Raw genomic sequence first — 12,713 nt, 5'->3', positions numbered from 1 at the left:
ATCAGGCCGCCGCCGCCGTGGCAGAAACCTTGAAGCCGTATTTCTTGTCCAGCCCCAGATCCTTGACGGCCTTCAGACCGGCATTGAGGATTTCCGGCGATGCGGGCTGAAGCGGCTTGCGCAGCGGGCCTGCGGGAAGGCCAACCGCCTGCATCAGCGTCTTCATGGAGACCGGATTGATCGTGGAATAGGCGTAATGCAGCATCGGCAGGTTGGTGAGCCACGCCTCGCGGCAGGCAAACGCATCCTCGCCCGTCTCCCACGGCTTGGAGATGACGGCCATTTCCTGCGGAATGATGTTGCCGGTCATGTTGGCCGTGCCGTGGCCGCCCAGCGCCATTGTCGGGATGACGAGGCCGAGATTGGGCGAGCAGCAGCACATGATCGACATGTCGGGCTTTGCCGCACAGACCTGCGCCACCTGGCCCACGCGCGTGGTGGATTCCTTCAGCACCACCATGTTCGGATGCTCGGCGAGCTTCAGGAGGTTCGTCCAGTGCAGGTCGGTCTTCACCCGCGGCGGGTTGTTGTAGAAGCCCATCGCCAGATCGGTGCTGTCCAGCACTTCCATCGCATAATCGGTGATGGCCTCGTTGTCCGCGCAGATATAGGCGGGCGCGGCCAGGATCGCGCCATCGGCGCCTTCCGCCTTGGCGTAGCGCGCATACTCGATGGAGGTCGCGGTGTTATTGCCGGTAATGCCGTAATACATCAGCATGTTGCCCGGCTTCATCTTCGCGGTCTCGGTGATGATCGCCTTGCGCTCATCGGCCGACAACATGGAAACCTCGCCCGTGGAGCCCATGATCAGGACCGCCTCGGTGCCGTTTTCCGCATGCCAGTTCAGCAGGGTGCGGAAGCCTTCGAAATCGATGCTTCCATCTTCGTTCATCGGCGTCACAAGCGCCACGAACGAGCCTTTGGGTTTGATATGTGCCATGGAAATCAGCCTCCGGAAGGAATGAGGTCGGGCACCAGAAGCTTCGGCAGCCCGAGGATGATGTCAGGGAAGACGAGAGACAGCAGGCCAACCAGAATGGTCAGCGCGCAAATGGGAGCGGCCGCGATCATGGAGCGCCCGAGAGACGCCCCGCCGATCTGGTTGGCGACCAGCAGGCAGATGCCATAGGGCGGGGTCACCAGGCCGACAGACAGGATGATGGTGCTGAGAACCCCCATGTGAATGGGGTTCATGCCGGCCGTGTCGCCCAGCGCCTGAATGATCGGCAGGAAGATCAGCGTCGCCGAAATCGGGTTGAGGACCATGCCCACCAGCAACAGGAAGCCGATCAGCAAGAACATGATCATGTAGCTGTTGTCGGTGACGCCCAGGATGAAGTTCACAACGATCTGCGAGGCCCCGAGATAGGCGATGAGCCAGCCGAAAATACCCGCACCCGCCACCGTGAACATCGGGATCGCGAAGTCGATCACGGCGGAGGAGAGCATGTTCGGAAGATCGCGGAGCTTGATGTCGCGATAGATGAAAAGCGACAGGAACAGCGCCCACAGCACGGCCCCGATCGCGCCTTCGGTTGGCGTGAAGAGACCGGCGATGATGCCGCCCAGAACGATGATCGGGATCATCAGCGGTGGTGCGCCGCGCACCAGCACCCGCGCCAGCTTGCGCGCACCCGGAAAGGGATTGGCCGGAAAGCCGTAGCGCACCGCGAGGATGTAGGTGTAGAGCATCATGAACAGCCCCACGAGGATGCCCGGCACCACGCCGCCGACAAAGAGCGCCCCGATGGAGACATTCCCGAACGCGCCATAGACGATCAGGATGATCGACGGCGGAATGATCACGCCGAGCGTGGAGGACGCCGCCGTCAGCGCCACGGCGAAGGGCGCGGGATACCCCGCCTTTTTCATGGCCGGGATCAGGATGGAGCCGACGCTCGCCGTGTCGGCAGCCGCAGAGCCCGACAGGCTCGCAAAGACCATCGAGACGAAGACATTCACATGCCCCAGCCCGCCGCGAATGTGGCCGACCGCGCCGTCGGCCACTTCCAGAAGCCGCGTGGTGATGGAGCCCGCATTCAGGATGCGACCCAGCAGCATGAAGAAGGGAACGGCCAGCAGCGTGAAGCTGTCGATCCCCGCGAACATCTGGTTGACCACCGAGACGAGCGGCAGGTCCTGCAGCACGATCACGAAGGCCGAGGACAGGATCAGCGCGAAACCGATATTCACCCGGATCGCGATCAGGACGAAAAAGGAGAGCAGCAGAACGACAAGCGGGTTCATGCGTCCCTCCGAATGATCAGGTCCTTGGCGATTTCGGCAAGAAACAGAAGCATGACCGCTCCGCACAGAGGAATGGGAAGGTACATCCAGAAGCGCGAGATCCCCACCGTCTGAATGGGGGCCGAGGAACGGATGACGGCCAGCTCCCAGCCATGGATCAGCATGATAAGCGCGACAAGGACGCCGCCGATCAGGCCCGTCCAGCCGGTAAACGCCTTGACCAGAGGCTTGTCCATCGGGAGCAGGTCGACCGTGTAATGGGACCCGGAACGAAGCCCCGCCCCGGCCCCGAGGAAGATCAGCCAGGTGAAGAGAAGCTGAGCGACATCGCCCGTCCAGATCATGGGTTCATGCAGAATGTTGCGCGCCAGAACCTGAAGGCCGACGGTCGTGATGAGGGCGGCGAACGCGACCCACGCAAAGACGCGCAAGATCGCTGCCATCCAGTCGCAGAGACGATGGAGATACATTGTCATCTTCCATTGAAGGCCCGCTCCGGGATGGAGCGGGCCCTTGGAGGCATCACTTCTTCAGGAGGGCGTATTCTTCGGCCAGGCCGAGTTCATCGGCCAGCTCGACCTGGATCGGGGCGATCTTCTCGATGAAGGGAGCGCGGTCCGGACGGGTCACTTTCACGCCATGCTCATTCGCCAGCTTCTCCACGAGGCTGGTGTCATAGGCGATGGCCTTTTCCACGCCATAGGCATTCGCGGAGATCGCCGCATCCTCGACAACCTTCTGCAGGTCTTCGGGAAGCTTGCCCCAGGTACGCTGCGAGATCGACGTGTGGTTGATCTGGATCGTGTGTGCGGTCAGGGCCAGGTTCGGCGCGACTTCGTAAAGCTTGGAGCCGGTATAGCCCGGCAGCGAGCTTTCCATCGCGTCCGCAACCCCCGTCTGCATGGCGGCATAAAGCTCCCCCCACGCAACGGTGACAGGCAGCATGCCGAAGGCCGACCAGGTCTTGGCATCCATCGGGGACGGCGGTGTGCGCATCTTCAGGCCCGACAGATCATCCGGCGCATTTACCGCGACCTTGGCGGTGGACATGTTGCGCGTGCCCGAAGCGCCCAGCGCCAGCAGCTTCATGCCTGCGCCATTGCTCTCGAAGATCTTGGCGAAATGCGCATGCACCGGCGTGCCGGGGCCAACCTTGTCAAGCACGGTGTCCATGCTGTCGAACAGGTACGGCATGGTGAAGATGGAGAATTGCGGGATGACCGGCACGGCATTGGAAACCGTGGAGATCATGACGTCGATTGTGCCAAAGCCCATTTCGCCGATGACGGCAGGGTCCTGACCGAGCTGACCGGAATCGAAGATCTGAACCGCGATGCGGCCCGCACTCTTCTCTTCAACCTCCTTTTTGAAGGCATCGGCCATGTCGTTATAGGGATGCGGCGACTTCACCAGCGTGTGGACGCGAAGGGTGTAATCCGCCGCAAATGACGCTGCGTTAGTAAAAGCCAGACCGACGATTGCGGCCGACATGGACAGGAGCGTACGACGTGCAATTTTCATTGGTTTTCCCCGGGTGGTGCCCTTGTTTATGGAAAGATCATCCAAAGAGAGAGCGATAGAATCAAATATAAAAACCACAGGGCATTATGCGCAAATGTTATGGATGGTTATCCCATAGTCAGTTCGTGCCTTTATAGTCGCCACAAATTCTGAAACGAAACGTTCCCCTACCCGCGAAAGTGGAACGTCTGATGGTTTTAAAACTTGGAAATCAAAAGGGATTTTCGGCTCGAAGGGCACCGCGGTGACTGCTGCGCCGAAAATGCCGGGAGAGATCGGATCGACGATCGCAATCCCAATTCCCTGTGCAGCAAGACCGCATGCGGCATAGGAAGGGCGGGTTTCCGACACGATTTTCGGCGCAATCCCGGCTTCCGCGAACTTCTGGCTCATGTAGCTCCATGTCACCGTTCGGTAGTTGAGCGCGATCAGCGGCTCATCCTTGAGGTCTTGCGGACGTAGCGCGGAACGTGTCGCGAGCGGATGATCCGGCGCCATCACGCAGACGCAGTCGGTCCGAAACGCCGCCAGCACATCGAGATTGGGCGTGTTGGAGTAGCACTGGCCGATCCCCAGATCGATCTGGTGCGAGGCGAGTAGATCCAGAATGCGCGGCGAGGTGTGCACATCATGGTTGATGGAGAACCCGCGCGAGGCATCGCTCAGCCGCCGGATCACCCGCGGCAGGATCTCGAAACTGACCATCGGCATGGAGGCGACCTTGAAGGAGACGCGCTTCAGGTCGCGGATCTGTTCGGCGACGCTTGTCAGACGGTCCAAGCCGTAAAACATGCGCTCCACTTCCTGAAAGAAGTCATGCGCCTCCGGCGTCGGCTGAGCCTTGCCGCCCAGCCGCATCAGCAACGCAAAGCCGACCGAGCGTTCAAGATCCGCCACCAGACGGCTGACCGCCGGTTGCGAGACATTGAGCGCATTGGCCGCCGCGGTGATGGAGCCATAGCGCATCACCATCCGGAAGGCATTTATCTGTTTCTGGTTCACGTCGTCATCCAGACCTGGGCGAGCCGCATCGCATTACGACACGGACTGGAGAGCGCGCGCAAGCGCGCAGCAACGTCCAAAGGCAAGATAGATAAGGCCGCGGCAAGCAATTCTGAATGCACAAGACGCAGAAGCCCCCAAGCTTGACGGGAAGATTCTCAACGAGAGGGTGTGATCACGAAAACCACACTCGCGAATAGTCATAACTTGGTATTTTTGCCATGAAACAGCGTTTCGGGATGCCCCGAGCAGAACCGAGCGCATGCCCTGCTTCCATGAAAAAGCAGTGCGTTAAAACACCCCCATGCGACTTAATACCGTGTTACGCCTTCTTCACGCTGGGAAATACGGTTTAGTCTGCGAGAGTCGGTCTGGCTAAGGGAGATGAATGTGAAACGACTTTATATCATTGGCACTTTCGATACGAAGGCGCCAGAACTGCAGTTCGCAGCCGACTCCGCCCGGGAGGCAGGTGTTGAGGTCGTCCTTGTCGACGTCAGCACCCAGAAGACGCTGGGAGGCGCGGATGTGACCGCCGCCACCGTCGCCTCGTTCCACCCCGAAGGCGAAAAGGCAGTGCTCGGCCTGACGGATCGCGGCGTCGCGGTTGCAGGCATGGCGGATGCGCTGTCCGCCTTCCTCAAGACCCGCGACGACATTGGCGGCGTCTTTGGTCTGGGAGGCAGCGGAAACACCGATCTGGTGACCCACGCGATGCGCACCTTGCCGATCGGCACGCCGAAGCTGATGCTGTCGACCGTCGCCTCCGGCAACACAGCGCCCTATGTCGGCCCCAATGACATCGCGATGATGTATTCCGTCGTCGACATTGCCGGTCTCAATGCCATCTCGCGGCGCGTCATTGCCAATGCGGCCAACGCGGCCGCCGGAATGGTGAAGGGCAAGGTCCCTTCTCACGAGGCGGACAAGCCCGCCATCGGCATGACCATGTTCGGCGTCACGACCGATTCCGTGACCCAGGCCCGCAAGCATCTCGAAGACCGCTTTGACGTCGCCGTCTTCCACGCCACCGGCATCGGCGGCCAGTCGATGGAAAAGCTGGCCGAAAGCGGGTTTCTGCAGGGCATGCTCGACGTCACGACGACCGAAGTGCCCGATCATCTTGTTGGCGGCGTCTTTCCCTGCACCGACGACCGTTTCGGTGCGGCCATCCGCACCAAGCTTCCTTGCGTGATCTCGGTCGGCGCGGTCGACATGGTCAATTTCGGCGCGATGGACACGGTGCCGAAGGAGTTCCGCGACCGCAACCTCTATGTCCACAACGCGCAGGTGACCTTGATGCGCACCACGCCGGAGGAAAACCGCGCCATCGGCAAGTTCATCGTCGAACGTGTGAACCAGATGGAAGGTCCGGTGCGCTTCTTCCTGCCGCTGAAGGGCGTTTCCGCCATCGACGCGCCGGGCATGCCCTTCCATGACCCGGAAGCCGATGCGGCCCTGTTTGACGCGATCCGCGAAGGCTGGGTGGATGCGCCCAACCGCCAGCTGATCGAACTCGACAACAATATTAATGACAGCGCGTTCTCCGACGCGCTCGCCAACGCGTTCCTCGAACTGATCAAGTAGGATCAAGCCATGACAGAGATGTCCAGAACCGCCATTCTCGCCAAGCTGAGAAAGAAGATTGCCGACGGCCTGCCGATCATCGGCGGCGGCGCGGGAACCGGTCTTTCCGCGAAATGCGAGGAAGCCGGCGGAATCGACCTGATCGTGATCTACAATTCCGGCCGCTATCGCATGGCCGGACGCGGCTCGCTCGCCGGTCTGCTCGCCTACGGAAACGCCAACGACATCGTCAAGGAAATGGCGATCGAGGTACTGCCGGTCGTCAAGCACACGCCCGTTCTGGCGGGTGTGAACGGCACCGACCCCTTCATGATCACCGACCACTTCCTCGATGAGCTGAAGCAGCTCGGTTTCGCAGGCGTCCAGAACTTCCCGACCGTCGGCCTGATCGACGGCACCTTCCGCGCCAACCTGGAAGAAACCGGCATGGGCTATGCGCTGGAGGTCGATATCATCGGCGCCGCGCACAAGAAGGACATGCTGACCACGCCCTACATCTTCTCAGCCGAGGATGCCCGGGCGATGACGGAAGCGGGCGCGGATATCGTCGTGTGCCACATGGGCCTGACCACCGGCGGCGCCATCGGCGCGGAAACGGCCGTCACGCTTGAGGATTGCGCGGAAAAGATCGCCACCTGGGCGGATGCCGCCCGCAGCGTGCGCGACGACGTCATCGTGCTGTGCCACGGCGGCCCGATCTCCATGCCGGACGATGCGGCCTACATCATCAAGAACGTGCCGGGCGTCGACGGCTTCTACGGGGCAAGCTCCATGGAGCGCCTGCCGACGGAAGTCGCCATCAAGGAGCAGATCGTCAAGTTTGGCGAAATCCGCCGCTGACACGCGTCTGAACCGAAGACCGACAAGGCCGCCGGGATATCTCCCGGCGGCTTTTTCTTTTCTCAGGCCGATCAGTTCTCCCCCAGACGCCGGTTCAACCCCAGCGCGATCAGCGTGCACAACGCGCCCGACAACAGATAAAGCCCCGCCATCGCGATCCCGAAGGTGCTCGCCAGATAGAGCGCGGCAAAGGGCGCAAAGCCCGCTCCGAACAGCCAGGCGAGATCGGAGGTCAGCGCCGCACCCGTGTAGCGATAGGCGGCCGAAAACCGCGAGGTCACGACGCCCGAGCACTGGCCGAAGGTCAGGCCCAGCAGCCCGAACCCCACCACCATGAAGATCACGTCGCCCGGCCCCGCAAGGTCCAGCAGCCCGGGCGCAAGTGCGCTGAAAAGCGCGATACCCAGCGCGCAAAGCCCCAGAAGCCGCCGCCGTCCGATGCGGTCGGCGATCCAGCCGGAAGCCAGCGTCGTCGCAAGCCCGACAAGGGCGGCGGTCGCCTCCACCGAAAGGAAGGCCGCCGTGTCATGGCTGGAATAGAGATGGATCCAGGAAAGCGGGAATACCGTCACCATGTGAAACAGCGCGAAGCTTGCAAGCGGCGCGAAGGCCCCGACGACGATGAAACCACCCTCGCGCCGCACCGTCTCCACCACCGGCCTGGGCTGAAGCGCCCGCAATTCGTAGAGACGACGAAACGCATCGGTGTCGACGATCCTGAGCCGCGCAAACAGCGCCACCACATTCAGCGCGAAAGCCACAAAGAACGGAAAGCGCCAGCCCCATGCGTAGAAGTCGGCGGGCGAGAGCTGACTGAGGAGATAGGCGAAAAGCCCGCTCGCCACGATCAGACCCAGCGGCGCGCCCAGTTGCGGCACCATCGCATACCAGCCGCGCTGGCCCTTCGGTGCGCTAAGCGACAGGAGCGAGGCAAGCCCGTCCCAGCTCCCGCCGAGCGCCACGCCCTGCCCGATGCGCAACAAGGCCAGCGCTAGGATCGCGAAACCGCCCGTCGTGGCATAGCTCGGCAGAAAGGCGATGCCCACCGTAGAGGAACCAAGCACCAGAAGCGCAAGCGTCAGCTTGGTCACCCGGCCATGGGCCCTGTCGAGCGCCATGAACAGCGCCGACCCGAGCGGCCTTGCAACAAAGGCAACTGCAAACAGGGCAAATGAAAACAGCGTGCCCGTCAGAGAGTCGACGAAGGGAAACACGTATTGCGGGAAAACAACAACCGAAGCGATTGCATAGACGAAGAAATCGAAGAATTCGCAGGTGCGACCTATCACCACACCCACCGCAATGTCGCCCGGTGACACAGAACCGGGCTGTCCTGCCCCCTGATGGGGCGTTATCGCATTGTCCCGCATAGGGATTTCTAGTGTCATGCCCCGTTCTCCCTCCCGGTATTCCATTGCCGCCCCTCATGGACGCGACCAGTATCGAACGCTGCGTGAGGGCATGCAACCATCTGTTTGGGCCCTTCTCGGGGCATTTAAGCGGCCCTATAACAGCGCGACAAACCGTCACGATTGAGATTTGTCAAAGACGGCCCGCACCAGCCCTGCCTGCCCGCCGCCTGACCTGTCGCCAGATCCGCCCTCCCGACGGATCTCCCGATACGTCAAGAGCGACCCGCCCGCCGGACATGCCTGCCGCCTTCTCAAAACCGAACAGCGAGTAACGTCTTGAGCCGGTTTCGCGCCCTTCTCGTCCTGCCCGTCCTCTCACTTTTGGGCGGCTGCAATCTCGTCATCCTTGATCCCGCAGGCGACATGGCCATGCAGCAGCGCGATCTGATCGTGCTCGCCACCGTCTTGATGCTGGTGATCGTCCTGCCGGTCATGGCCCTGACAGTCTGGTTCGCCTGGCGCTACCGGAAGGGCAACGACGCCCCCTACGAGCCCGACTGGGATCATTCGATGAAAATCGAACTTGTGGTGTGGGCGGCCCCGCTCGCCATCATCATCGCGCTCGGCTCCGTCACCTGGGTCGCCACCCATATGCTGGATCCCTACCGTCCGCTTGACCGCATCGCCGCCGGAAAACCGGTGCCGGAGGAGTCCAAGCCTTTGGAAGTGGAGGTCGTGGCGCTGGATTGGAAGTGGTTGTTTTTCTATCCCGAATACGGCGTGGCCACCGTCAACGAGCTGGCGGCCCCCGTGGACCGGCCGATCACCTTCCGCATCACCGCATCCTCGGTGATGAACTCCTTCTTCATCCCCGCGCTGGCGGGGCAGATCTACGCCATGCCCGGCATGGAGACGAAGCTGCACGCGGTGGTCAACCGCGCGGGCGTCTATGACGGGCTTTCGGCGAACTACTCCGGTGCGGGCTTCTCCGGCATGCGCTTCAAGTTCCATGGCATGAGCGACGAGGCCTTTGCGGACTGGATCGCGAATGTGCGCGAAAAAGGCTCCGATCTGACCCGACCGGTCTATGAGCAACTGGAACGCCCGAGCGAAAACGTGGCGCCGATCTACTACGCCGGCTTCCCGGACGATCTCTACAACCGCATCCTGAACATGTGCGTCGACCCGGCCAAGATGTGCATGGGCGAGATGATGGCGATCGACCGCGAAGGCGGGCTCGGCCTTGCCGGCATCCACAATGTCCTGCCGCATGACAAGGGCAGCGCCGATGCCGAAAAGCCCAGCGCCATCCTGGCCCCGCGCCCCGGATATCTCGCCAGCCTGTGCACGGATGACGACCCCTTCGGCCTCACCGCTGGCTTTGCCGGCTCAGCCTCGCCGGAGGCACCCAACCTTCCGGCCACCCCGATCTCCGCGAACTCGGTCCCCGTTACGGCCAAGCCCGCCAATATCTGAGCCCAGCCCCGGTTTCACGATCAAAGAATGCAGGCAAGCATGATTGACCAACCAGTCCAGACATCGTTCCTCCTCGGGCGCTTGGGCCTCCACTCCCTGCCGCTTCACGAGCCCATCGTCGTGGCGACATTCGCCGTCGTCGCCCTTGGCGGGCTGACGGTGCTGGCGGCGATCACACGCTTCCGGCTTTGGGGCTATCTGTGGCGCGAATGGTTCACCACCGTGGATCACAAGCGCATAGGCATCATGTACATGATCCTCGGCCTGATCATGCTGCTGCGCGGCTTCGCCGACGCCATCATGATGCGGCTGCAGCAGGCCATCGCCTTCAACGGCTCGGAGGGCTATCTCAACGCCCATCACTACGATCAGATCTTCACCGCCCACGGTGTGATCATGATCTTTTTCGTGGCGATGCCCTTTGTCACCGGCCTGATGAATTACATCGTTCCCCTGCAGATCGGGGCCCGCGACGTTTCCTTTCCCTTCCTGAACAATTTCAGCTTCTGGATGACGGCGGGCGGCGCGGTTACGGTGATGGCCTCGCTCTTTGTCGGCGCATTCGCACGCACCGGCTGGCTCGCCTATCCGCCGCTTTCCAATATCGGCTACAGCCCGGATGTCGGCGTCGACTATTACATCTGGGCGCTCCAGATCGCGGGCGTGGGGACGTTGCTGTCGGGTGTGAACCTGGTCGCGACCATCGTGAAGATGCGCGCACCGGGCATGAAGCTGATGCAGATGCCGATCTTCACGTGGACGGCGCTTTGCACCAACGTGCTCATCGTCGCCGCCTTCCCGGTCCTCACCGCCGTTCTTGGCCTTCTCACGCTCGACCGTTATGTCGGCACCAACTTCTTCACGAACGATTTCGGCGGCAACCCGATGATGTACGTGAACCTGATCTGGATCTGGGGCCACCCGGAGGTCTACATCCTAATCCTGCCGATGTTCGGCGTCTTCTCCGAGGTCACCGCCACCTTCTGCGGCAAGCGGCTTTTCGGCTACACTTCCATGGTCTACGCCACCATCGTCATCACGGTGCTGTCCTATCTCGTCTGGCTGCACCACTTCTTCACGATGGGGTCGGGGGCCAGCGTCAACGCCTTCTTCGGCATCACCACCATGATCATCTCCATCCCGACAGGGGCGAAGATGTTCAACTGGCTCTTCACCATGTACAAGGGCCGCATCCGCTACGAATTGCCGATGATGTGGACGGTCGCCTTCATGCTGACCTTCGTCCTCGGCGGCATGTCGGGCGTCATGCTGGCGGTGCCGCCTGCCGACTTCTCCCTCCACAACAGCCTGTTCCTGATTGCCCACTTCCACAACGTGATCATCGGAGGTGTGCTCTTCGGCGCCTTCGCCGCGATCAGCTACTGGTTCCCCAAGGCCTTCGGCTTCAAGCTCGATCCCTTCTGGGGCAAGCTCTCCTTCTGGTTCTGGGTGGTCGGCTTCTATTTCGCCTTCGTGCCGCTCTATGTGCTGGGCCTGATGGGCGTCACCCGCCGCATGCGCGTCTTCGACGATCCCTCGCTGCAGATCTGGTTCGTCATCGCAGGCATCGGCGCGATCATGATCGCCATCGGCATCGCCTGCTTCCTCATCCAGATCGCAGTCTCGGTGATGCGCCGCAAGGAGCTTGCGGACACGACCGGCGACCCTTGGCAGGGCCGCACGCTGGAATGGGCGACCTCTTCGCCCCCGCCGGATTACAACTTCGCCTTCACCCCCGTCGTCCATGACCACGACGCGTGGTGGGACATGAAGAAACACGGCTACCAGCGCCCGCTCACCGGCTACAAGCCGATCCACATGCCCGCCAATACCGGTGCCGGGATCGTTCTGGCGGGCCTGAGCGTCGTCACCGGCTTTGCCCTCATCTGGTACATCTGGTGGCTCGCGGCGCTCGGCTTTGTGGCGCTGCTTGCCACCGCCATCGCCCATACCTTCAACTACAAGCGCGATTTCCACATCGACGCCGAAACGGTGACGAAGACGGAAAACGACCGCACGCGCCTTCTCGCGCAACAGGGGTAATGACATGAACGCAATGCAAAGCGTCGCGCAGAACGCCCCCGCGCGCGCCTACCATCTGGAGCATGAGCCGGTTCATCCCGAAGGCAGCTCCACGCTTCTGGGCTTCTGGATCTACCTGATGAGCGACTGCCTGATCTTCGCAGTCCTCTTCGCAACCTATGGCGTGTTGGGCACTGCCTATGCCGCAGGCCCCGCGCCCAAGGATCTGTTCGATCTCCACCTCGTGGCGATCAACACCTCCATGCTGCTGTTTTCCTCCATCACCTACGGCTTTGCCGTGATCGCGATGCAGAACCGGGCCCACCGCAGCACGCTTTTCTGGCTCGGCCTGACCGCCCTCTTCGGCCTCGCCTTTCTCTCCATCGAGCTCTACGAGTTTTCCGAGCTGATCCATCTGGGCGCAACGCCCCAGCGCAGCGCCTTCCTGTCGTCCTTCTTCGCGCTGGTCGGCACCCACGGCCTGCACGTCGCCTTCGGCCTGATCTGGCTCTTCACCCTGATGACCCAGATCACGCGCCACGGCCTGATCGAGGCCAATCGCCGACGCCTCATGTGCCTGAGCATGTTCTGGCACTTCCTCGACGTCGTCTGGATCGGCGTCTTCACCTTCGTCTACCTGATGGGAATGCTGCGATGAGCGCCGAT

General features: G+C 61.8%; 11 protein-coding genes. 5 read left to right on the top strand and 6 right to left on the bottom strand.

Features of this window, described 5'->3' with window-relative positions; all coding sequences use genetic code 11:
• Position 1: 1 nt before the first annotated feature.
• From ABGM93_RS17985 to ABGM93_RS17965, 5 genes are all read right to left on the bottom strand, one after another.
• Entirely contained in the window at positions 2 to 940 is a 939-nt protein-coding gene (locus tag ABGM93_RS17985; protein WP_319775248.1) for a dihydrodipicolinate synthase family protein, read from the bottom strand.
• 5 nt (positions 941 to 945) lie between these two features.
• Positions 946 to 2,247, bottom strand: a complete 1,302-nt coding sequence (locus tag ABGM93_RS17980) for a TRAP transporter large permease (RefSeq protein ID WP_321501800.1) — start codon at positions 2,245 to 2,247, stop codon at positions 946 to 948.
• Positions 2,244 to 2,717, bottom strand: a complete 474-nt coding sequence (locus ABGM93_RS17975; protein WP_321501798.1) for a TRAP transporter small permease — start codon at positions 2,715 to 2,717, stop codon at positions 2,244 to 2,246. Before ABGM93_RS17975 ends, ABGM93_RS17980 begins: the two co-directional genes overlap by 4 nt.
• A gap of 52 nt (positions 2,718 to 2,769) precedes the next feature.
• Entirely contained in the window at positions 2,770 to 3,768 is a 999-nt protein-coding gene (locus ABGM93_RS17970; RefSeq protein ID WP_321501796.1) for a TRAP transporter substrate-binding protein, read from the bottom strand.
• A gap of 84 nt (positions 3,769 to 3,852) precedes the next feature.
• Positions 3,853 to 4,770, bottom strand: coding sequence for a LysR substrate-binding domain-containing protein (locus ABGM93_RS17965; RefSeq protein ID WP_321501793.1), 918 nt, complete (start codon positions 4,768 to 4,770; stop codon positions 3,853 to 3,855).
• Between the two features lie 390 nt (positions 4,771 to 5,160).
• Between ABGM93_RS17965 and ABGM93_RS17960 the strand changes: the two genes are divergently transcribed.
• Together ABGM93_RS17960 and ABGM93_RS17955 are read left to right on the top strand one after the other, a co-directional pair.
• On the top strand, positions 5,161 to 6,357 hold the full coding sequence (locus ABGM93_RS17960) for a Tm-1-like ATP-binding domain-containing protein (protein ID WP_319775243.1): 1,197 nt from the start codon (positions 5,161 to 5,163) through the stop codon (positions 6,355 to 6,357).
• A gap of 9 nt (positions 6,358 to 6,366) precedes the next feature.
• Positions 6,367 to 7,197, top strand: a complete 831-nt coding sequence (locus ABGM93_RS17955) for a phosphoenolpyruvate hydrolase family protein (RefSeq protein ID WP_319775242.1) — start codon at positions 6,367 to 6,369, stop codon at positions 7,195 to 7,197.
• A 71-nt stretch (positions 7,198 to 7,268) separates the two neighbouring features.
• Here the strand turns inward: ABGM93_RS17955 and ABGM93_RS17950 are convergent, their stop codons facing one another.
• Positions 7,269 to 8,567, bottom strand: a complete 1,299-nt coding sequence (locus ABGM93_RS17950; protein WP_321505998.1) for an MFS transporter — start codon at positions 8,565 to 8,567, stop codon at positions 7,269 to 7,271.
• Positions 8,568 to 8,885: 318 nt separating this feature from the next.
• On the opposite strand from ABGM93_RS17950, the gene cyoA reads away from it, so the two are divergent.
• Genes cyoA through cyoC form a run of 3 tightly spaced genes read left to right on the top strand, consistent with a single transcriptional unit; the run spans position 8,886 to position 12,705 of the window.
• Positions 8,886 to 10,025, top strand: a complete 1,140-nt coding sequence (gene cyoA / locus ABGM93_RS17945; protein WP_321501790.1) for a ubiquinol oxidase subunit II — start codon at positions 8,886 to 8,888, stop codon at positions 10,023 to 10,025.
• 39 nt (positions 10,026 to 10,064) lie between these two features.
• Positions 10,065 to 12,068, top strand: a complete 2,004-nt coding sequence (gene cyoB, locus ABGM93_RS17940) for a cytochrome o ubiquinol oxidase subunit I (RefSeq protein ID WP_321501788.1) — start codon at positions 10,065 to 10,067, stop codon at positions 12,066 to 12,068.
• Between the two features lie 13 nt (positions 12,069 to 12,081).
• Entirely contained in the window at positions 12,082 to 12,705 is a 624-nt protein-coding gene (gene cyoC, locus ABGM93_RS17935; protein ID WP_321505997.1) for a cytochrome o ubiquinol oxidase subunit III, read from the top strand.
• Positions 12,706 to 12,713 lie beyond the last annotated feature (8 nt).

Origin of the sequence: Breoghania sp. (assembly GCF_963674635.1) — a bacterium.
In the GTDB taxonomy this organism is placed as follows: domain Bacteria; phylum Pseudomonadota; class Alphaproteobacteria; order Rhizobiales; family Stappiaceae; genus Breoghania.
Note: the sequence above shows the minus strand (reverse complement) of the source record. Positions and strands in the feature narration are given on the sequence as shown.